General features: G+C 68.3%; 18 protein-coding genes. 10 read left to right on the forward strand and 8 right to left on the reverse strand.

Annotation, left to right across the window (positions count from 1 at the left end):
* Nucleotides 1–91: 91 nt before the first annotated feature.
* From ACIRRA_RS21005 to idi, 4 genes are all read left to right on the forward strand, one after another.
* A complete protein-coding gene (locus ACIRRA_RS21005; protein WP_402770461.1) occupies nucleotides 92–1,498 on the forward strand; it encodes a family 2B encapsulin nanocompartment shell protein in 1,407 nt (468 codons plus the stop codon).
* A gap of 15 nt (nucleotides 1,499–1,513) precedes the next feature.
* On the forward strand, nucleotides 1,514–3,337 hold the full coding sequence (locus ACIRRA_RS21010) for a family 2 encapsulin nanocompartment cargo protein terpene cyclase (RefSeq protein WP_402770464.1): 1,824 nt from the start codon (nucleotides 1,514–1,516) through the stop codon (nucleotides 3,335–3,337).
* Between the two features lie 68 nt (nucleotides 3,338–3,405).
* Nucleotides 3,406–4,278, forward strand: a complete 873-nt coding sequence (locus ACIRRA_RS21015) for a geranyl diphosphate 2-C-methyltransferase (RefSeq protein ID WP_402770466.1) — start codon at nucleotides 3,406–3,408, stop codon at nucleotides 4,276–4,278.
* On the forward strand, nucleotides 4,275–4,841 hold the full coding sequence (gene idi / locus ACIRRA_RS21020) for an isopentenyl-diphosphate Delta-isomerase (RefSeq protein ID WP_402770469.1): 567 nt from the start codon (nucleotides 4,275–4,277) through the stop codon (nucleotides 4,839–4,841). The genes ACIRRA_RS21015 and idi overlap by 4 nt, the downstream gene beginning before the upstream one ends.
* 42 nt (nucleotides 4,842–4,883) lie before the next feature.
* Here idi and ACIRRA_RS21025 read toward each other — a convergent pair whose 3' ends face one another.
* The 3 genes from ACIRRA_RS21025 to ACIRRA_RS21035 all read right to left on the reverse strand — a co-directional run bounded on the left by ACIRRA_RS21025 (nucleotide 4,884) and on the right by ACIRRA_RS21035 (nucleotide 8,258).
* Nucleotides 4,884–6,131, reverse strand: a complete 1,248-nt coding sequence (locus ACIRRA_RS21025; protein WP_402770472.1) for a globin domain-containing protein — start codon at nucleotides 6,129–6,131, stop codon at nucleotides 4,884–4,886.
* A gap of 8 nt (nucleotides 6,132–6,139) precedes the next feature.
* Nucleotides 6,140–6,598, reverse strand: a complete 459-nt coding sequence (locus ACIRRA_RS21030) for an RrF2 family transcriptional regulator (RefSeq protein WP_402770475.1) — start codon at nucleotides 6,596–6,598, stop codon at nucleotides 6,140–6,142.
* 169 nt (nucleotides 6,599–6,767) lie between these two features.
* Nucleotides 6,768–8,258, reverse strand: coding sequence for an NCS1 family nucleobase:cation symporter-1 (locus tag ACIRRA_RS21035; protein ID WP_402770478.1), 1,491 nt, complete (start codon nucleotides 8,256–8,258; stop codon nucleotides 6,768–6,770).
* Nucleotides 8,259–8,400: 142 nt separating this feature from the next.
* Between ACIRRA_RS21035 and ilvA the strand changes: the two genes are divergently transcribed.
* A complete protein-coding gene (gene ilvA, locus ACIRRA_RS21040; RefSeq protein ID WP_402770481.1) occupies nucleotides 8,401–9,624 on the forward strand; it encodes a threonine ammonia-lyase in 1,224 nt (407 codons plus the stop codon).
* Between the two features lie 27 nt (nucleotides 9,625–9,651).
* Here the strand turns inward: ilvA and ACIRRA_RS21045 are convergent, their stop codons facing one another.
* A complete protein-coding gene (locus ACIRRA_RS21045) occupies nucleotides 9,652–9,975 on the reverse strand; it encodes a DMT family transporter (protein WP_402770484.1) in 324 nt (107 codons plus the stop codon).
* A gap of 113 nt (nucleotides 9,976–10,088) precedes the next feature.
* On the opposite strand from ACIRRA_RS21045, the gene ACIRRA_RS21050 reads away from it, so the two are divergent.
* The gene (locus ACIRRA_RS21050) at nucleotides 10,089–10,718 is read left to right on the forward strand and encodes a class I SAM-dependent methyltransferase (protein ID WP_402770486.1); all 630 of its coding nucleotides are present in this window, start codon (nucleotides 10,089–10,091) and stop codon (nucleotides 10,716–10,718) included.
* Nucleotides 10,719–10,856: 138 nt separating this feature from the next.
* On the opposite strand, the gene ACIRRA_RS21055 is transcribed toward ACIRRA_RS21050, so the two are convergent.
* Nucleotides 10,857–13,763 carry an ATP-binding protein gene (locus ACIRRA_RS21055; protein ID WP_402770488.1) on the reverse strand — a complete coding sequence of 969 codons (2,907 nt, stop codon included), beginning with the start codon at nucleotides 13,761–13,763 and terminating at the stop codon, nucleotides 10,857–10,859.
* A gap of 189 nt (nucleotides 13,764–13,952) precedes the next feature.
* Between ACIRRA_RS21055 and ACIRRA_RS21060 the strand changes: the two genes are divergently transcribed.
* The 3 genes from ACIRRA_RS21060 (at nucleotide 13,953) to ACIRRA_RS21070 (ending at nucleotide 15,229) form a co-directional block, all read left to right on the forward strand.
* Nucleotides 13,953–14,300 (forward strand): VOC family protein, encoded by a 348-nt coding sequence (locus ACIRRA_RS21060; protein WP_357002823.1) that lies wholly within the window; start codon nucleotides 13,953–13,955, stop codon nucleotides 14,298–14,300.
* Nucleotides 14,301–14,349: 49 nt separating this feature from the next.
* Nucleotides 14,350–14,805: an iron chaperone gene (locus tag ACIRRA_RS21065; protein WP_402770492.1), complete on the forward strand. Its 456-nt coding sequence runs from the start codon at nucleotides 14,350–14,352 to the stop codon at nucleotides 14,803–14,805.
* A gap of 241 nt (nucleotides 14,806–15,046) precedes the next feature.
* Nucleotides 15,047–15,229, forward strand: a complete 183-nt coding sequence (locus tag ACIRRA_RS21070) for a hypothetical protein (protein ID WP_402770494.1) — start codon at nucleotides 15,047–15,049, stop codon at nucleotides 15,227–15,229.
* 60 nt (nucleotides 15,230–15,289) lie between these two features.
* On the opposite strand, the gene argH is transcribed toward ACIRRA_RS21070, so the two are convergent.
* Genes argH through ACIRRA_RS21085 form a run of 3 tightly spaced genes read right to left on the reverse strand, consistent with a single transcriptional unit; the run spans nucleotide 15,290 to nucleotide 18,883 of the window.
* Entirely contained in the window at nucleotides 15,290–16,711 is a 1,422-nt protein-coding gene (argH, locus tag ACIRRA_RS21075) for an argininosuccinate lyase (RefSeq protein ID WP_402770497.1), read from the reverse strand.
* Nucleotides 16,708–17,625 carry a class I SAM-dependent methyltransferase gene (locus ACIRRA_RS21080; RefSeq protein WP_402770500.1) on the reverse strand — a complete coding sequence of 306 codons (918 nt, stop codon included), beginning with the start codon at nucleotides 17,623–17,625 and terminating at the stop codon, nucleotides 16,708–16,710. The genes argH and ACIRRA_RS21080 overlap by 4 nt, the downstream gene beginning before the upstream one ends.
* 55 nt (nucleotides 17,626–17,680) lie before the next feature.
* On the reverse strand, nucleotides 17,681–18,883 hold the full coding sequence (locus ACIRRA_RS21085; protein WP_354848500.1) for an argininosuccinate synthase: 1,203 nt from the start codon (nucleotides 18,881–18,883) through the stop codon (nucleotides 17,681–17,683).
* A 621-nt stretch (nucleotides 18,884–19,504) separates the two neighbouring features.
* Between ACIRRA_RS21085 and ACIRRA_RS21090 the strand changes: the two genes are divergently transcribed.
* On the forward strand, nucleotides 19,505–20,272 hold the full coding sequence (locus ACIRRA_RS21090) for a trans-aconitate 2-methyltransferase (protein WP_402770504.1): 768 nt from the start codon (nucleotides 19,505–19,507) through the stop codon (nucleotides 20,270–20,272).
* Nucleotides 20,273–20,619 lie beyond the last annotated feature (347 nt).

Raw genomic sequence — 20,619 nt, forward strand, 5'->3', positions numbered from 1 at the left:
CTAATTCATGCAGGCCCCGTTCGGGTCTGCTGTTTCGCCGTGGACTCCACCGCCTTCCGTCGCGGTGGCCCTTCGAGGTGAGGACCGCAGCATGACCATCGAAATGCCCCTTCAGACCGAAAACGGCCAGCGCCGGTCGCTCAGTACCGCTGCCGCTCACCAGCTGGCGCACACCACCAAATCCGAACCGCAGATGCAGGGCATCAGCTCCCGCTGGCTGACCCGTTCGCTGCCGTGGAGCCAGGTGAAGGGCGGTATCTACCGCGTCAACCGGCGCCTCACGCACACCGTCGGCAACGGCGAGGTGGAGTACGTCATCAACGGCCCGCATGCCCGGGTCATCCCGCTCGAACTGCAGGAGCTGCCGCAGCTGCGCGGCGTCGCCGACGAGGAGATCCTGGCTGCCGTGGCCGGCCGCTTCGAACAGCGGGATCTGCCCGCCGGCACCGTGGTCGCCGAGTTCGGCAACCCGATGGACCAGGTGCTGCTGATCGTGCACGGCAAGCTCTCCAAGATCGGCACCGGCGAGTACGGCGAGACCACCAAGCTCGGCATGCTGGGCGGCGGCGACTTCTTCGGCGACCAGACCCTCACCGATCCGGACGCCATCTGGCCGGTCACCATCAAGACGATCACGCCCACCACCATGCTGGTGCTCGGCCGCTCCACCGTGAACCAGCTGACCGAGAACATTCCGGCACTGGCGGAACACCTTTCCGCCGTGGCACAGGCCCCGTCGCTGCCGCAGAACAAGTACGGCGAGGCCGAGATCGTGATCTCCTCCGGCCACTCCGGGGAGCCGATGCTCGAGGGCACCTACGTCGACTACGACGACCAGCCCCGCGAGTACGAGCTCAGCCTGGCCCAGTCGGTGCTGCGCGTGCACACCCGCGTCGCCGACCTGTTCAACGACCCGATGGATCAGATCGAGCAGCAGCTGCGCCTGACCATCGAGGCCCTCTACGAGCGCCGCGAGTACGACCTGGTCAACAACCCGGACTTCGGCCTGCTCAACAACTGTGACATCAAACAGCGCATCTACACCGAATCGGGCGCGCCTACTCCGGACGATATGGACGAACTGCTCTCCATGCGCCGCAGCACGAAGCTGTTCCTGGCCCACCCCAAGGCGATTGCCGCGTTCGGGCGCGAATGCTCCAAGCGCGGAATCTATCCCGACCCGGTGGAGGTGGACGGCCACCGCGTGCCCGCCTGGCGCGGGGTGCCGATCTTCCCGTGCGGCAAGATCCCGGTCAGTGACACCCACACCACGTCGATTCTCGCCATGCGCACCGGCGAGAAGGACCAGGGCGTGATCGGCTTGCACCAGACCGGAATTCCGGACGAGTACGAGCCCAGCCTGAACGTCCGGTTCAAGGGCATCGACGATCAGTCGATCATCTCCTACCTGGTCAGCTGCTACTACTCGGCCGCCGTCCTGGTCCCCGACGCGCTCGGCATTCTCGACAATGTGCTGGTCGCCCGCCAGTCCGACTGAGCGAGGTGTGCTGTCATGTCGGTGCTCTCACGCGCCGCGGCCCCGCCTGCCACCCATGAGGTGGCGGCGGCCGTCGCCGCCCTGCTGACCAACCTCGACACCACCGCGCCCCAAACCCTGCTCCCGGCAACCGAAGCCATTGCCGCCCTCGGTGATGATCCCCGCCTCGGCGCCTCCGACGCCGCCGAGGCGCACTCCCCCCGACGGCTGCTCGGCCCCTCCGGCCTCGGGGCCCCGAGCCTCCGCGTGAACCTACCCACCCCCCAGGTGATCACGGAGCTCGCGGGACAGGCATCGCGTCCGCCGTCGCCTGCCGGCGGCGCGGTGCCGACGCCCAGACCCCCGACCTCTCCACTCGCCCAACCCTGCCGCCCCATCCCCCGCGCCCTCGGCTCCGGCCACCTACCCTCCCCTCCGTCCGAAACCCATGCCGCGGGACAGAGTTCGCCCGGCCCGACGGCGCGACGGGTTGCGAGCGGCCCCACCGGAATCGGTACGAACTCGGCAATTCGCCGAGTCGGGGTGCCCGGTGGCTTCCCACCGGTCACGCCGACTTCGCCTGCGGCACGGGCGGACACCATGGTCCGGGCCGATGCGGCGGCTCCGGCTGTCGCCACCTCGGCGGCTGCTCGGCCCGATGCTCCGAGCGCGGCTCCCGACAGGACCCTCGATCGGGCGTGGGACCTCGAGTCGATCACCGAGCTGGCTCGCGGGATTCCGGGCTCCACGGCGGTCGAGCCCGGCGCCACTATGGCGACCGGGACATTGGAGGCCGCGAGTTCTGCTGGGGCCAAGCGGGTTTCGCATGGTCCGAGCGGAATCGGGACCGGATCGACGCGGCGGGCGCAGGAGGCGGTTATTCCGGCGCTCTACTGTCCGCCGCCGGTGCGGGACAATCCGGCGCTGGCGGAGGCGGTGAATTTCGGGATCATCGCGTGGGCCGAGGAGATCGGGCTGTACGAAGGGCGGCTCGATGATCTGCGGAAGGCCGACTTCGGGCGGCTGATCATGCTGGCGCATCCGGATTGCGATGATGCGGACAGATTGCTGGCGGCAGCCAAGTGCGCGGTGTCGGAGTGGTCGGTGGACGACTACTACTGCGAGGAGGACGCCAGCGATATCGCGCCGGACGGCAGCAGGTCGAGCGCCGAGGCCGAGCTCGGGCCGCGGCTCGAATTGGCCGCCGCCGCCATGGATCCCGTGCATCTGCCACCGCGGTACCAGGTCAAGGTGGAGGAGGCCATGCAGCGCGATCCGATTCTGCGGGCATTCCGGACCTCCTTCGAGCATCTGTCGCGATTCGCCACCCCGACCCAGGTGGCGCGGCTGCGCACCGAGATCGCGGGCTGGTTCATCGCCCTGGGCGCCGAGGCGGGGTGGCGCGCGGCGGGCCGCATGCCGCCGGTCTGGGAATACCTGCTGAACCGGCAACCGCACAGTTTCCTGCCCTGCATGGCCCCGATCGACGCGGTCGGCGGCTACGAGGTGCCGGCCGCGGAGTACACCGACCCGCGGGTGCGGCGGGTGGTCACCACCGCCGCGCTGGCCAGCCAGATGGTCAACGACCTCTACTCCATGGCGCGCGAAGACCTCTCCGGCGGACGGGAATTCAACCTCCCCACCGTGCTCGCCGCCGAGGAGCAGTGCTCTCGCCGCCAGGCCGTCCAGCGCACCGCCGAGGTCCACGACGAACTGGTGCACCGCTTCGAGGCCGAGGCGGGCGCCCTCGCCGCCGCCGGCTCCCCGGAGCTGCGCCGCTTCCTGACCGGACTGTGGGCCTGGATGGGCGGCAACCGGGCCTGGCACGCGGACAGCCGCCGCTACAACGAAACCCCGTGAATCACACCGCCGTTCGATGCGCGCAGTACTTCCAGCGTCATATCACCCATTCGAGAGGATGACCTGCCATGACCGCGCTCCACCCCCGGCCGGACGCCGTGCTGAAGACCGAATACCAGAAATCGGTCGCGTCCTACTGGAACAACAATCCCAATGACGATCGCGTCAACACCAAGCTCGGCGAGGTGGACGGGCTCTACCACCATCACTACGGCATCGGCGATCCGGACCTGTCGGTCCTGGAAGGCCCCGAGGAGACCCGGCAGGAACGGATCGTCGAGGAACTGCATCGCCTGGAGACCGCGCAGGCCGACGTCCTGCTCGGCCAGCTCGGCGACGTCCGGCCCGGCGACCGGCTCATGGACGGCGGATCCGGTCGCGGCGGCACCAGCTTCATGGCCAACCAGCGCTTCGGCTGCGAGGTGGACGGCGTCACCATCTCCGAATACCAGGTGGGTTTCGCCAATGAGCAGGCCCGCGAGCGCGGCGTCGCCGACAAGGTGCGCTTCCACTTCAAGAACATGCTCGACACCGGTTTCGAGTCCGGCTCCAGGCGCGGCATCTGGACCAATGAAACCACCATGTACGTGGACCTTTTCGAATTGTTCGCGGAGTTCTCCCGACTGCTCGAGCCGGGCGGCCGCTACGTCTGCATCACCGGCTGCTCGAATGACGTGTTCGGCGCCCGCTCGGCCTCGGTGAGCTGGATCGACGCCCACTACGGCTGCAATATCCATCCGCGCAGCCGCTACTTCCAGGCGCTGGCCGCCAACGGCCTGGTCCCCATCGCGGTCACCGACCTCACCGCCGCGACCATTCCGTACTGGGAGCTGCGCACCCGGTCCGAACTCGCGACCGGCGTCGAGAAACCCTTCCTGACCTCGTACAAGGAGGGCAGCTTCCAGTACCTGATGATCACCGCCGATAAGGTGGTCCGGTGACCGGCACCCTCGACGCATCCGACACCACCCCGGTGGTGGACCGTGAGACCCTGCTCGTCGAACTGGTCGACGAGCAGGGCCGGGCGCAGGGTGCGCTGTCGGTGGCCGCGGCCCACACCGCGCCCGGGCGGCTGCATCGGGCCTTCTCGGTGCTGCTGTTCGATGCCGCCGGGCGGGTGCTGCTGCAGCAGCGGGCGGGCGTGAAGACGCGCTTCCCGCTGCTGTGGACCAACACCTGCTGCGGGCATCCGGAGCCCGGGCAGGCGGTGGTGGAGGCGGCCGCCAAGCGGCTGCACGAGGAACTCGGCGTCACCGCCGAGCTCTCCGAGGTCGGCATCTTCACCTACCGGGCCACCGATCCGAATACCGGCCGCGTCGAGTTCGAATTCGATCACGTCCTCATCGGACGGCTGGAGGGGACCGCGCCGCACCCGAATCCCGACGAGGTCGCCGATATCGCGTGGATCCGGCCGGACGCCCTCGCCGAGAACGTGGCGGCCGAACCCGCGCGCTACACCCCGTGGCTGAGCGGAGTGCTGCGGATCATCGCGGCGCGCGACTAGCGCTCAATTACCGCGCGCGGCACCGATCGAGCCCGCCCGCGGTCAGGCGAGGGCAGGCTGCTGATCGGCGTCGAGCAGCCAGTCGTTCGGCGCGAAGAGCTCGAAATGGACTCGGTCCGAGGGGATTCCGGCGGACATGAGCTGGGCGCGCACGTACTGCAGGAAGCCGGTGCCACCGCACAGGTAGTAGTCCGCGTCCTCCGGCAGATCGACCCCGGTCAGGTCCAGCAGCCCGTGGCCGTCGGCCTCGTACCAGGCGCGGAGGTACACGTCCGCCAGCCGGTGGGCGAGCGCGTCGACCGTCTCGCGCAGGGGGTGCGCGGTGATGGAGCGGTCCGCGTGCAGAATGACCGTCCGGCGCGTGGGGGTTTCGGCCGCCAGGTATTCCAGGATGCCCGCCATCGGGGTGACGCCGATGCCCGCGGAGATCAGCACGACCGGCGTGGTGGCCGCGGTGTCGATGGTGAGATCGCCGAAGGGCAGCGTGATTTCGAGGGTGTCGCCCGCGCCGACGGTGTCGTGCAGCCAGTTCGAGACCTCACCGGCGGGGGTGTCCGCGTCGGCGGGCACCTTGCGCACCGTGAAGGCGAGCCGGCCGTCGCCGCCGCGATTGATCAGGCTGTACTGACGCAGCTGGCGGGCGCCGTCGGGCAGCCGGGCGCCGACCGAGATGTACTGTCCCGGAACGAATCCCGGCAGCGGTGCGGACGGATCGGCGGACTCCACCACGAAGGTGGCCACACCCGACGGGTCGTCGATGCGCTGCACCACCCGGGTCTCGCGGAACACGTCACCGGGCACGACGCCCGCGGCGTCGTAGAGCTCCCGCTCGAAATCGATGAGCGTGGTTGCCATCAGCCAGTACACGCGATCCCAGGCCGCGGCGATCTCGGGGGTCACCACGTCCGCACCCAGCACCTCGACGATGGCGGCGAACAGATGCTCGTGGACGATGCGGTATTCGGGCTCGGTGACACCCAGTGAGGCGTGCTTGTGGCCGATGCGGGCCAGTAGTTCCTGCGGGTGCGGCAGGCTCGGGTCGACGAGGTGGGTGGCGAACACGGCGATGGAGGCGGCGAGCGCCTTCTGCTGTGCGCCCTGATGCTGGTTGCCGCGGTTGAAGCGGTCGCGCAGCAGCTCCGGGTGGGCGGTGAACATCTTGGTGTAGAACAGCGGGGTGATCTGGTCGATGTGCGCGGCCACCAACGGCAGGGTCGCGACGATCACCTCGGCGTGCTCGGGTTCCAGCTCGGGGAAGGTGTTCAGCGTGGAATCCGGCGCGAGCCTCATGAGGTCTCCTAGGTGTCGATGAGTGAAGCCGCCGGGAATACCGGCATGTACAGCAGCTCCACGGTGCGTTGATCCACCAGATCGGACAGGACGTACCGATCGAGTTCGGCGTAGAAGGCGTTCTGCGCGGTGGCGAGGACGCCCCGCAAACGGCACGCATTCGCCAATGCGCACGGATTGTCGCCGCCACACTCGATGACTTCGCTATCACATTCGAGCTGCCGAACAATAGTGCCGATGGTGGTTTTTCTACCCGCATCGGTCAGGAATATCCCGCCGGTCCGTCCGCGCTGGGACTCGACATAGCCCAGTTCGGCGAGCCGGGAGATGGCCTTGGCAACGTAGTTTTCGGAAGCATTCACCTGTCGCGCAATGAGTTTGACGGTGACTCTTTCCTCGGCGCCGCTACTGACAGCCAGGCGCATGAGCGACCGTAAGCCGAGATCGGTGAACCGGGAGAGCTGCATGAGCACATACGGTACTTATTCCGATTGAGAAAAGCAGGTTTTCCTACTGTGCGCTTTAATACGCGCCTCCGTGCGGATTATGTAACGCCGGACACATTTTCGGGAGACGATCTATTACTGATTCAGCAAATCCCTGGCAGCGACCGGCATCGCTGCCAGGGATATCCCCTCAGGCTTCGACCATGAGCTTGCTGCGCGTGGCCAGCGCGTAGTAGATGACCAGTGCCAGACCGCATCCGATGAACCAGCTGTACTGGGCCGCGGCGTGCATGCCGTAGACGTCCTTGGCCAGTACCGGGAACACCGCAGCGATGGCGCCGATCACGGTGGCGATCACCGCGACCGGATTGAACCCGTTGCGGTACCAGTACTTTCCGCTCTCGGCCATGGTGAACAGCTCGTCCACCACGATGGTCCGCTTGTGCACCAGGTAGTAGTCGGCGATGAGCACCCCGAACAGCGGGCCGATGAACGCGCCCAGTACCTCGAGGGTGTAGTGGATGACGTCCGGGTTGTTGTACAGGTTCCACGGCGTGATCAGCACCGACCCGACCGCGGCGATCATCCCGCCCATGCGCCAGCTGATCTTCTGCGGGCTCACGTGCGAGAAGTCGAAGGCCGGCGAGATGAAGTTGGCGACGATATTGATGCCGACGGTGGCGATGGTGAAGGTCAGCGCGCCCAGCACGATGGCGAAGGTGGAGTCGATGCGCGAGACGGTCTCGACCGGATCGGTGATGAGCTCGCCGTACACCGGGATGGTCAGCGACGCGGTGATCACCACCAGCAGCGAGAACGCCAGGAAGTTGACCGGCAGCCCGAGCAGGTTGCCGCGCTTCACCGCCGCCATGGACCTGCTGTAGCGGGAGAAGTCACCGAAGTTCAGCATCGGCCCGCAGAAATAGGACACCACCAGCGCGATCGCGCCCAGGACCACGGGCAGCGCGTCCCAGCCGTGGTACTTCACCGCACCCAGCTGCAGGTCGATGGCGCTCCAGCCGGCCTTGTGGATCAGGTACCCACACAGGAAGAACATGACGACATACACGGCGGGACCGCAGAAGTCGATGAACTTGCGGATGGACTCCATGCCCTGCCAGAACACGGCCGCCTGCACCAGCCACAGCACCAGGTAGGCACACCAGCCCAGCAGCGACAGGCCGAGGAACCCGTAATCACCGAACTTCGCGTAAGGCGCCAGGCTCGGGAAGAGCTTGACCGCCACCACGATCAGCGCCGCCGACGCCAGGTAGGTCTGAATCCCGTACCAGGCCACCGCGATCAGACCGCGGATGATGGCCGGGATGTTCGCGCCCTTCACGCCGAAGGCGCTGCGACACATGACCGGATACGGCACGCCCGCCCGCTGGCTGGGCGCGGCCACCAGATTGCACAGGAAATATACGATCGTGATGCCGATGAGCAGGGCGGCCAGCACCTGCCAGCCGGCCAGCCCGAGGGCGAAAAGGCTGCCCGCCGTGACGTATCCGCCGACGCTGTGCACATCCGACATCCAGAAGGCGAAGATGTGGTACGAGCCCCAGGTCTGTTTCTTCAGGGGGGCGAGATCGTCATTGGTCAGCCTGGGGTCGTAGTCTGGAGCGGGTGTCGCCGCGGTGGGTTCCGCGCCCGCCGACGCGGGGGTGACGATGTCGGTCATGGGGTGGTATCCGATCCGAAAGCCGATGATGGTGGGCCCAAGGTAGGAACGAGCCGTTCCCCGTGGATTGCTTTTCGGTTTCCGGGTTATTGCGTGATCCGTATATCTTTCGCGAACGACAAGCGGGTGAATACCTGGCAACATGGCCCGCATGGAGCTCATGGCGCGGATCGAAGCGGCGGCGACCCTGCTGACACCGGTGATCCGGCGGACTCCCGTGGTGGCCTCGCGGGTGCTGTCGGAACGTATCGGGCACGAGGTCTGGTTGAAGTGCGAGAACCTACAGCGCACGGGATCATTCAAGCCGCGCGGCGCCTACAACCGGATCGCCAATCTGTCCGCGGCCGAGCGGGCGCACGGGGTGGTGGCGGCCAGCGCGGGCAATCACGCGCAGGGGGTGGCGTGGGCGGCGACCTCGCTCGGGATCGACTCCACGGTGTTCATGCCGGTGGGTGCGGCGCTGCCGAAACTGGTAGCTACCAGGGCCTATGGCGCGACCGTGCATCAGGTGGGCGACACCATCGACCAATCCCTCACCGCTGCACGGGATTTCGCGGAACGCACCGGAGCGACCCTGGTGCACCCGTTCGATCACATCGATATCGTGGCCGGCCAGGCGACGGTCGGGCTCGAAATCCTCCACCAGCTCCCGGATGTCGGCACGGTGCTCGTGCCGACGGGCGGCGGCGGCCTGCTCGCCGGGGTGGCCGCGGCGGTGCAGCGGCTGAAGCCGCAGGTCCGGGTGATCGGTGTGCAGGCCGCCGAGGCGGCCGCCTGGCCCGCCTCGCTCGCGGCCGGGAAACCGGTGGCGCTGGAACAGATGTCCACCATGGCCGACGGCATCGCCGTGGGCCTGCCCGGTGAGGTGCCGTTCGAGCACATCGTGGCCAGCGCGCCCACCATCGTCACGGTCGACGAGGATTCGCTGTCCAAGGCGCTGCTGTTGTGCATGGAGCGGGCCAAACTGATCGTCGAGCCGGCGGGCGCGGCGGCGGTCGCGGCGCTGATGGCCTGCAGCCCAGCCGAACTCGCGCTGGAGGGGCCGGTCTGCGCCATCCTGTCCGGCGGCAATATCGACCCGCTGCTGCTGACCCGCGTGATCGGCCACGGCCTCAGCGCCGCCGGCCGCTACCTGGCGGCCCGCATCACCATCTCCGACCGCCCCGGCAGCCTGTCCCGCCTGCTCGCCGAGCTCGGCCGCACCGGCGCCAGCGTCCTGGACGTGGTCCACTCCCGCACCGGCGCCTGGCTCGCCATCGACGAGGTCGAGGTGCTGCTGACCCTCGAAACCCGCGGCCCCGCCCACCGCGACGAGATGCTCACCGCCCTCGCCGACGCCGGATACCTGGTGCGCGTACAGGATTGACGACAGCGGGAACCGCACTGCCCGCAGTCAGTGCGCCCCACCGAGTTCCAGGGCCAGCACCCCCGCGATCACCAGCACGATCCCCCCGAGCTGCGTCGCGGTGATTCCCTCGTCCAGGAACAACGCCCCGATCGTTGCCACCGCCACCACCCCCACCGCCGACCAGATCCCATACGCCACCCCGATCGCCATCCCCCGCTTCAGCGCCTGCGAGAGAAAATAGAACGCCGCCCCATACCCGATCACGACGATGATCGAAGGCACCAGCCTGCTGAACCCCTCCGAGATCTTCAGCGAAACAGTCGCCGTCACCTCACACGCAATCGCCAACGCAAGCAACAACAAGGTCATGACCGCACAATAACCAGCCTCCACCGCACTACCGGAGTGCCTGTGCGACACCCACTGATCGAGGTGTCGAGAAGTTCCTCTCCGCTCGGCGGTGAGCGGACTACTCTACAGCGATGAGGATGGTCGGGCGCGGGCTGGCCGGGATCGCCGGGCAGCTCGGAAATCCCCACGGCTGGGCGGGGCCGGTGGTCGCGGCCGTGCTGAACCGGGGAAATCGGTATCTGATCGAGGCGGCCGTGGATGCCGCGCAGGTGCGGCGCGGCCAGACCGTGGCCGATATCGGATTCGGTGGCGGGGCGGGGCTGGGACTGCTGCTGGAACGGGCCGGGGCGAACGGCACCGTGCACGGGATCGAGATCTCGCGGGATATGTTGTCGCGGGCCGGGTATCGCTACAGACGGTTTCTCGAGGCGGGACGGCTGCGGCTCGAACCCGGGTCCCTGACCGAATTGCCGCTCTCCACGGCGAGTGTGGATGCCGCCATCACGGTCAACACGGTGTACTTCCTGGCCGAGCTGGAGCGCGCGTGCGCCGAGCTGCGACGGGTGCTGCGGCCCGGCGGCCGGGTGGTGGTGGGTGTCGGCGAGCCGGAGGCCATGGCGAGAATGCCGTTCGCCCGCTACGGGATCCGGCTGCGGCCGGTGGCCGAGGTGATCGGAGCGCTCGAACGGACCGGTCTGGTCGTCGAGCACGGCGTCATCGAACGCTGGCCGATCGACGGGCATTTCCTGGTCGGTCGATGAGGCCGGTGCCGGACCGCGCCCGGGCCGATGTCCTGGTCACCGCGTTCGACGCCCATGCAAAGCAGAGTCGGGATACGGTGAAATTCCAGGTCACATCGCTGTCCGGGTCTGCGCAGGCGAATACGCGCTGCTGAACAATTAGAGGTGCACGAGCGCGGTCGTCGGGGCCACGCCCAGGGTGGTGAGCATGGCCGCGCCCTCGGTGGCGTCCGCGCCACCGGCCAGGATCCGGGTCCGGGCCGACTGGTAGACGCAGCCCGCGGCCTCGAATGTGGTTGCGGTGGACAGCAATCGGTCCCGATCCTGGGCCAGCAGCGCTTCGGCCCGGTCGATGATGGCCGCGGCGACCGGGTTTCCGGTGACCTCGGTCCGCGCCTGCGCGAGATCGCCTGATGCGGCGGTGTTCCCGGTCATGGCGGCTGCTTCGGCGTGCAGGGCCAGATACCACGGCAGCCACACGCCGGTCACCCGGGTGCGCGCCTCGGCCGGGGTCAGTTCGGTGCGTTCCAGCGCGTCCTCCGGCTGGCCGTGGTGCAGCATGAGCAGCGCGTCGAAGACGGCCTGGTAGCCATCGGCATCCGCGGCCGGGGTGCCGAGTTGCTGGAGTACGCCGGTCCATTCGCGCTCGGCGTCGTAGTCGTCGCGCAGGCCGTGGATCATGCGCACCCCGGCCACGGCCGCGCCGAGCGCCGAGCGGGCCGGGCGTTCCTCGCGATACCAGGCCTCGAGGAAGCGAGCGCTGTGGGTGAGGACGCCATCGACATTGCCCGCCAACGCATCCGCCACCAGCAGGCGGCTGGTCGCGGTATGTCCGACCTCGGCCAGCATCGGATGCTCGGCAAGCTGCCGTCCCCAGCGGCGCGCTCCGGCCAGATCGCCCACCCCGAGACCGAATTCGGTCGCCTGGCCCAGAGCGTCGATCAGTTCGTGGGTGCCGACCGGATTGTCCGGCGTGGTCGAGAGCAGCCGGATGCGCCGCCGTGCGGTGGCCGCGGCGGCGCGCAACTCCCCGGCGCGGCTCTGGGCGGCGGCGAGAGCATCGAGGGCGGCGGATTCGGCGAACGGGTCACGGGTGCTGTGTGTGAGCTCGACAGCTCGCTCCGCACTCGAAACCGCTTCCGGTGCGGAAACATCGGTAACGCGATGCGGCGCACCGAAGGGATTGGCGAGAAGGACGGCCTCGGCCAGTGCGATGGCGGCCCGAGCCGGATCAACCGCGACGGCCCCGGCCCGAGCGATATCGGTCGGAGCAGCGGACGTGGGCACGGTATCTGCCCCCGCCGCTACGGCCGACGCGATATCGGCCGGGGCGGCGGAGGTTGGTGCGGCGGCGAGGCGGCGCGCCTCGGCGACGAGTGCTACCAGGTCTTCGCGGGCCGGGATGTGCTCGAACTTGCCCCAGAATCGGTAGGCGGATGCTGCCGCGGTCGCCAGGTCGATGGATGCCGCGGCGGAATCCCCAGCGCGCTGGGCAAATTCGGCGGCGGCGTGGTGCAGGCGGTACATGTCGTCGCCGTTGCCCTGACAACCGGCTGCGGCTGCCGCGTGCCGCAGCGATTCCGCTGCGGCGGCCGGGTCGTCGGAGAGGTAGGCGGCTTGCTCGTAGCGCCATTGGGATTCGCCGGTGAGGTGCCGGGTGAACATCAAGGGGGCAAGTAGCCGCGCCAGGGTGTAGGCGTCGCTTCGGCGGTCGGGTTGTTCGCAGGCCCAGCCCAGCGCGGCACGGAAATCGTCTGCGGCGGAATCGAATCGGGCCCGCCAGTCGGCGCGCACTATCGAGAGGTCGCTCGCCTCGGCCAGGCACCAGCGCAGATGTCCGGCACGGGCGTCGGCCATCTCGCCGGCTGCCTCGAGCTGTTCGAGCCCATACTGCCGGATGGTCTCCAGTGCGCGGAATTGGGTACCGGTCGGCGTATCTGTCACCACCAGCAGGCTCTGTTCGACCAGTCGCGCCAATCCGGCTGCCACCGCGCCTTTGTCGAGGTCTGCCGCGTCCGCCGCCGCCTCGACGGGGAACGCGGTCATGAATACCGAGACCCGCCGCAGCAGCATCCGGTCCTCGGGCTCGAGCAGGGCGTGGCTCCAGTCCAGGGCCGCGCGCACCGAGCGGTGCCGATCGTCGGCGCGGGCGCCGCCGGAGAGCATGCGCAGTTGATCGTCCAAACCGGCTGCGAGACCGTCCAATCCGAGCGTGGTCCAGCGGGCGGCCGCCAGCTCGATGGCCAGCGCCACGCCGTCGAGGCGCTCGCAGAAGGTCGCGACCTGGTCGCGCATGGCGTGGTTGGGCGGCCAGCCGCCCGCCGCCGCCCGATCCATGAACAGGGCGACCGCGTCCGAATCACCTTCCCCGGCAAGCGACATCGGCGGGACGGTGTACACGTGCTCGAAGGGCACCATCAGCCGGGCGCGGCTGGTGGCCAGCACGCTCATCCCCGGACACGCCTCCAGCAACTGCTCCACGAATGGGGCGACGCCGTCCCGCACGTGTTCGCAATTGTCCAGCACCAGCAGCGCGTTCCGGTCCGCGAGCGCGGCCAGCACGGCTCGGTCGAAGCCGCGGCCGGGCTGCTCACCGATGCCGAGCGCCATGGCGACGGTGCCCGCGACCACACACATATCCGGGCTGGTGATCGGCACCAGGTCGACGAACCACACGCCATCGGCGAAGTCGGCGGCCACGTCCGCCACCACCGCCAGGGCGAGCCGGGTCTTGCCGACTCCGCCGGGGCCGACCGCGGTGACCTGCCGTTGCGTCTTGATCAGCTCGGTGAGTTCGGCCCGCTCCCGCGTGCGACCGATGAACGAGGTCAACGGTTTCGGCAGCGCGGGCCCGGGTCGCGGACTCGCGGTGCGGGTCGCGGCGGCGTACAGGGCCAGGGCCCGCCGGTCGGACATGTCCAGCTTCCGTAGCAGCGAGGACACGTGGCTCTCCACCGTGCGCACCGAGATGAACAGTCGCGCACCGATCTCGGCATTACTGAGGTGCTCGCCCACCAGGGTCAGCACTTCCGCCTCGCGAGTGGAGATCTCCGACGTCACAGCCATGGATTCAGTCTGCCGCATCGGGCGCCGGAGGACGGTACCGATGGGTTCGGTATTGCTCTCCGTGGTGGATTCCGTGGTCACCACGGATGTGACCGAGGGGCCCCGGGAGCAAAGCTGAATGCACACCGGGTTCGCAGGAGCCAACCGGACGACAGGGTCGCTTCGGACCCCCACTCACCAGGAGAAATCATGACCACGCTGGGCATCAGGACCGTGCTGCACCCCGTCTCCGACCTCGCCGCCGCCAAGACCGTCTACGCCGCGCTGCTGGGCATCGAGCCCCAGACCGACTCCCCGTACTACATCGGTTTCGAGTCCGCGGGCCAGCACATCGGCCTGGTCCCCGCGGGCAGCCCGCAGAGCCCGGCCGCCCCCGTCTCCTACTGGCACGTCGGCGATATCGAGGCCAAGGTCGCCGAGCTCACCGCCGCTGGCGCGACCGTCCAGCAACCCGCGCGCGAGGTGGGCGGCGGCCGCCTGGTCGCCACCCTCACCGATGCCGACGGCAATGTCCTGGGCCTCATCCAGGACCGCTGACCGCTTCCCCGCCCAGTCCTCTCCCCCACTCCCGCAAAGGAATCCAGCCATGGCCACCCAGACCACCACCAAGAAGACCACCGTCGGCTTCAGCGCCGAAGAGCGCGCCGCCATGAAAGCCCATGCCGCGGAACTGAAGACCGCCGCCCGCCGCGGCTCCCGCTCCGCCAAGGCCGACGGCGAACAGGACGTGCTGGCCAAGATCGCCGAGATGACCGGCTCCGACCGCGAGATCGCCGAACGCCTGCACGCCCTCATCAAATCCGTGGCCCCAGAACTCACCTGCAAGACCTGGTACGGCATGCCGTCCTACATGCGCGACGGCAAGATCGTCTGCTTCTTCCAGACCGCCGCCAAGTTCAAGACCCGCTACGCCACCCTCGGCTTCAACGACATCGCCAACCTCGACGATGGTGACCTGTGGCCCGTCAACTACGCGCTGAAGACCATGACCCCCGCGGTCGAAGCCCGCGTCACCGAACTCGTGAAGAAGGCCCTGAGCTAGTACCGCCTCCGGGAAGGTTGATGGTGTAACCCGCCACCCGTGGTGGACCTCGAGCAATAAATGGGATGCGTCGAATGCCCGGGCCCGGTTACTGTGCTCCGCATGTGGCTGCAGCTGTTCTCCTGAGCACGATTCGTTTGTGACGCCCGGCGGTCTGCCGAATTGACCGTGCCTGTGGCATTCCCGATTCCGACCGGCGATCGAACCCGGTCCGTCGGTCACGCACCCCATAGGAGGACTCATGCCCGAGCGCTTTCCGCTGCCCGAAATCCCTGCCGAGGACCGCGTCGAACGCCCGTTGTCGCGGCGCGAACGGCGCGGGAAGGGCGACAAGAAGCAGCAGACCACCGCGAACGGCAAGGTGCACGACTCCGGTCGTGCGGCGGTGCCCGCCGCGAAGCACATGAATTATCGACGCGGATGACGAAAGCGGCCCGTTGGGTTTCCAGGTCGGAAATCCAACGGGCCGTTACCGTTTCGAGTATCAGCTGAGCCAGGCGCGCTGGGTGGCGGCGGTGCCGCGCACCTCCTCGAGCTGCTTGGCGACCTGGGTGCCGGCCGTGCCGCCGCGGGCATTGCGGGAGGCGATGGAGCCTGCGACGGTGAGGACCTCACGGACACCGGGGGTCAGGGCCGGGTCGACGGCGGCGAACTCCGCGTCGGTGAGCTCGTCCAGGCCGACGCCGCGCGACTCGGCGACGCGAACGCAACCGCCCGCGGCCTCGTGCGCGACGCGGAACGGAACACCCTGGCGCACAAGCCATTCGGCGATATCGGTGGCGAGGGTGAAGCCCGCGGGGGCGAGCTCCGCCATGCGGCCGGTGTGGAAGGTCAGGGTGGAGACCAGGCCCGCGATGGCGGGCAGCAGCAGTTCGAGCTGGGCGACCGAGTCGAAGACCGGCTCCTTGTCTTCCTGCAGGTCACGGTTGTACGCGAGCGGCTGGGCCTTCAGGGTCACGAGCAGGCCGGTGACATTTCCGATGAGGCGGCCCGCCTTGCCGCGGGTGAGCTCGGAGACGTCCGGGTTCTTCTTCTGCGGCATGATCGAGGAGCCGGTGGACCAGGCGTCGGCCAGGGTGATGTAGCCGAATTCCGGTGTGCTCCAGATGATCACCTCTTCGGCCATGCGACTCAGATCGACAGCGATCATGGCCAGCACGAACGCGGCCTCGGCGGCGAAGTCGCGCGAGGAGGTTGCGTCGATGGAGTTCGCGGCGGAGGAGTCGAAGTTCAGTTCGGCGGCAATGGCTTCCGGATCCAGACCCAGCGAGGAGCCCGCCAGCGCGCCGGAACCGTACGGCGACACCGCGGCCCGCTTGTCGAAGTCGCGGATCCGGTCGATGTCGCGCAGCAGCGGGTGGGCGTGCGCGAGCAGGTGGTGGGCCAGCAGCACCGGCTGGGCGGCCTGCAGGTGGGTCTTGCCCGGCATAACCGCCTCCGGGTGCGCGGCGGCCTGCTCGACCAGGGCATCCACCACGTCGAGCACCCCGGAGGCGATGCGCCGCACCGCATCCCGCAGCCACATGCGGAACAGTGTGGCCACCTGGTCGTTGCGGGAGCGGCCCGCACGCAGGCGGCCACCGAGCTCGGTGCCGACCCGGTCGATCAGCCCGCGCTCCAGCGCGCCGTGCACGTCCTCATCGGATTCGAGGGGGCCGAACGCGCCCGATTCCACGTCCGCCGCAAGCTGATCCAGGCCCGCGAGCATGCCCGCCAGGTCGGTCTCCGACAGCAGCCCGGCCTTGTGCAGCACGCGCGCGTGGGCCTTGGAGGCGCGAATGTCGTACGGCGCGAGCGCCCAGTCGAAGTGGGTCGACTTGCTCAGCGCCGCCATCGCCGCGGCCGGGCCGGACGCGAAGCGTCCACCCCACAGCGCGCCTTCATTGGTGCTGCCGCCCTGGGTCATAGCGTGTCGTCTCCTCGCGGTTTCGTCGCGGTCATCAGAATGTGTTGGGTCATACCGGCCCTGACCTCCTCGGGAACGGCCCGGCCGCGGTCCTCGAGCAGGGTGACCGGGTCGCCCTCGGTGACCAGCCAGCGGTGCATGGCGAACCAGTCGCGGGGGTCCTGTCGGTCCTCCCAGGGGTAGAGCAGGTCTTCCAGGTCGAGCTTCAGCCCGGCATCGGCCAGCACCTTGCGGCGCCGCTCCCGGAATTCGTCGCCCAGATCACCGGACCCGGTGCCGAGGTTGATCGCCATCCGGCTGCCCGGCGCGCTGAGCTCCACCACGTGCTCGAGCAGTCGAGTCTGGGCGTGACCGGGCAGGTAGCGCAGCAGCCCCTCCGCCAGCCAGGCGGTCGGCCGGTCCGGTTCGAAACCCTTGTCCAGCAGGGCTTTCGGCCAGTCCTGCCGTAGATCGACCGGCACCTCGCGACGATCGGCCGTCGGCTCGTGATCGGCGAGCGCCCGGGCCTTGAACGCCAGCACCTTCGGCTGATCGAGCTCGAAAATCCGGGTGTCCGAGGGCCATTCGAGCCGGTAGGCCCGCGCGTCCAGCCCGGCGGCCAGGATCACGATCTGCCTGATCCCGGCCCGCACGGCCGCGGCGAAATACTCGTCGAAGTAGACGGTGCGGGCCACCAGGACATTGCCCATCGACCAGGCCTGGTAGTCGCCGTCGCTGATGCTCCGGCGGCTCAGCGACCCGGACATCATGGCGTTCCAGCCCTCGGACCCGACCGCGGCCACCAGCTTCGCCGCGTACGGGTCGTGGAACAGGGCGTCGTCGCGGCTGGTCTCGTAGGCGCGAATGGCCGCGACGCCGATGGCGGTCGCGCCCACGCTCTCCGTGATGTCCCAACTGTCGTCATCGGTTCGCATGGGCGCGTCTCCTTCGGCCGGTGCTCGGAACAAAAACCGCCCCGGTCGCAGGCTACTACTTGCTGTTGAGATCCCGCCGCGCCGCGACCTTGGAGGACAGGCCGTGGATCTGGACGAAGCCCTTGGCCAGCGACTGGTCGAAGGTGTCGCCCTCGTCGTAGGTGGCGAGGTTGAAGTCGTAGAGCGACTCGTCGGAGCGACGGCCGTTGACCACGACGCTGCCGCCGTGCAGGACCATCCGGACATCGCCGGACACGTGCTGCTGGGTCTCGGCAACGAACGCGTCCAGCGCGCGCTTCAGCGGCGAGTACCACAGGCCGTCGTACACCAGCTCGCCCCAGCGCTGTTCGACCTGCCGCTTGTAGCGGCCCAGCTCGCGCTCGATGGTCACCGCTTCCATCTCCTGGTGCGCGGTGATCAGCGCGATGGCGCCGGGGGCCTCGTAGATCTCGCGGCTCTTGATGCCGACGAGCCGGTCCTCGACCATGTCGAGGCGGCCCACGCCCTGGCGGCCGGCCCGCTTGTTCAGCTCGGTGATGGCCTCGAGCATGGTGACCGGGCGGCCGTCGATAGCGACCGGCACACCCTTGTCGAAGGTGACGATGAGCTCGTCGGGCGCCTCGAAGTTGACGGTCGGGTCGACGGTGTAGTCGTAGACGTCCTTGGTCGGGGCGTTCCACAGGTCCTCGAGGAAGCCGGTCTCGACCGCGCGGCCCCACAGGTTCTGGTCGATGGAGAACGGCGACTTCTTGGACACGTTGATCGGCAGCTTGTTCTCGCCGGCGAACTCGATGGCCTTCTCACGGGTCCAGGCGTAGTCGCGGACCGGCGCGATGACCTTCAGGTCGGGCGCGAGCGCGCCGATGCCGACCTCGAAGCGGACCTGGTCGTTGCCCTTGCCGGTGCAGCCGTGCGAGACGGTGTCGGCGCCGTGGTACTCGGCGGCCTCGACCAGGTGCTTGACGATCAGCGGCCGGGAGATGGCCGAGACCAGCGGGTAGCGGCCCATGTAGAGGGCGTTGGCCTGAATGGTGGGCAGGCAGTACTCGTTGGCGAACTCGTCGCGGGCGTCCACCACGATGGACTCGACGGCACCGCAGTCCAGCGCGCGCTGACGCACGTCGTTCATGTCCTCGCCGCCCTGGCCGAGGTCGATGGCGACGGCGACGACCTCCGCGCCGGTCTCCTTACCGATCCAGCTGATGGCGACTGAGGTGTCCAGCCCGCCGGAGTAGGCGAGTACGACGCGCTTGGTCATAGTCCGTGTGCTCCTCGATTGTTCGTATAGGCCCTCGACCGGTGCGCTGCCCCGCGGTCCCGTCCCGGTCCCTCTGGCGCGCTCCGTCGTCCTGCAAATGATTATGCATGACGATGCAATCCCATTCATAACCGGGGTCTTCGGCATCGCCGCAACACCCCCGCGACCGTTGTGGACGTCCACAAGGATTCCGCGTTCTTCTGCGCGAGGACACATCGGGCGATCGGCGAACCTGCGGCAATATCTATAGCGAATCTGAATCAATCCAGTCGTTCGACCATAGGGACAGCAATGCTCTCGACCCGAGAACTCGCCGCCTCCGCTGCCGTCGCCGCGGCCACGTCGGCGTCATCGCTTCCGCCGCACCGGCTTCCGCGGCCCCGGTGACACCGGCCAAATTCCCGACCATCCACTCGCGAATTGGTGCGCCGCGCCGGCCCATCCCCCAGCCTGGGCCAGGCCACGACCCGCATGTCCCATCCGTCGGGATCTCGGGTCACGATTCACAACACAGCGACTGAGCGGTAGCTCGCGGTGTCGAGCCATCCTTGCGCCGACGTCGGCCGAGCAATACAGTACGAGCGTACTGTTTGGGAAAGTCGACGATGATCGGAGCGACCCATGTGGGATCCGGACAAGTACCTCGCCTTCGACGACCTGCGTGCGCGGCCGTTCTTCGATCTGGTGAATCGAGTGGGCGCGACCAAACCCCGGCACGTGGCCGATCTGGGGTGTGGCCCTGGGAATCTGACCGTGACGCTGGCCGAGCGGTGGCCGGGGGCGGCGCTCGAGGCATTCGATTCCTCGCCCGAAATGGTCGCCGCGGCAAGAGAACACGGGATCGATGCCGCCGTGGCCGATGTGCGGGACTGGCTGCCGGCGCCGGACACGGATGTGGTCGTCACCAATGCGGTGCTGCAATGGGTGCCGGATCATCTTGCGCTGCTGCCGGGCTGGATCGAGGCGCTACCGGCCGGGGCCTGGTTCGCCCTGCAGGTCCCCGGAAACTTCGACGCGCCTTCGCATGTCGCGATTCGGGAGCTGGCGGGGTCCGAAAAGTGGCGCGGCAAGCTGGGATCCGCAGGGATCGTCAAGCGTGAGACCGTGCCCGATCCCTCCGGATATGCCGCGGTGCTGACCGCGGCGGGCTGCCGAGTGGACGCCTGGGAGACCACCTACCTGCAGCCCCTGACCGGTGCCGATCCGGTACTCGAGTGGGTGACGGGCACGGCGCTGCGCCCGGTGCGCGACGCTCTCGACGATGCCGACTGGCAGGACTTCCGGACGGACCTCGCGCCGACCCTGCGCGCCGCCTACCCACGGCATGCCGATGGCACCACCTGGCTGCCCTTTCGCCGCGTGTTCGCGGTGGCGCACAAACATTCCTGAGCTGGGCCAACAGACCAACGGCCCGTTACAACGCTTCTCAATCCTCGAAAGGCGACGGCAACCAACCGGCCCTGATCATATGAGAACCCCAGCCCGCTTCTGTGGTTGGGGGCTCCCCGGGGTGAAGGCCGAATCCGGACCCGATGCCTTCCTGATCGTGGGCTGGCTCACCGACGCCAGAGCCCCGGTCGAAATCCTCCACGGGCTACTGGGATTCGCCGAACACGACACGACTTGCACATCGGTGCCACTGACAGATCGTCAATCAGTAACCGGTGACGCGGCCCGCGCTCTGATCCGCGAAGCGCTTGCAACCCGGGACAGTAAACCTCCCCCGTGGCGACCAG

Origin of the sequence: Nocardia sp. NPDC101769 (genome assembly GCF_044766925.1) — a bacterium.
Lineage (GTDB): Bacteria > Actinomycetota > Actinomycetes > Mycobacteriales > Mycobacteriaceae > Nocardia.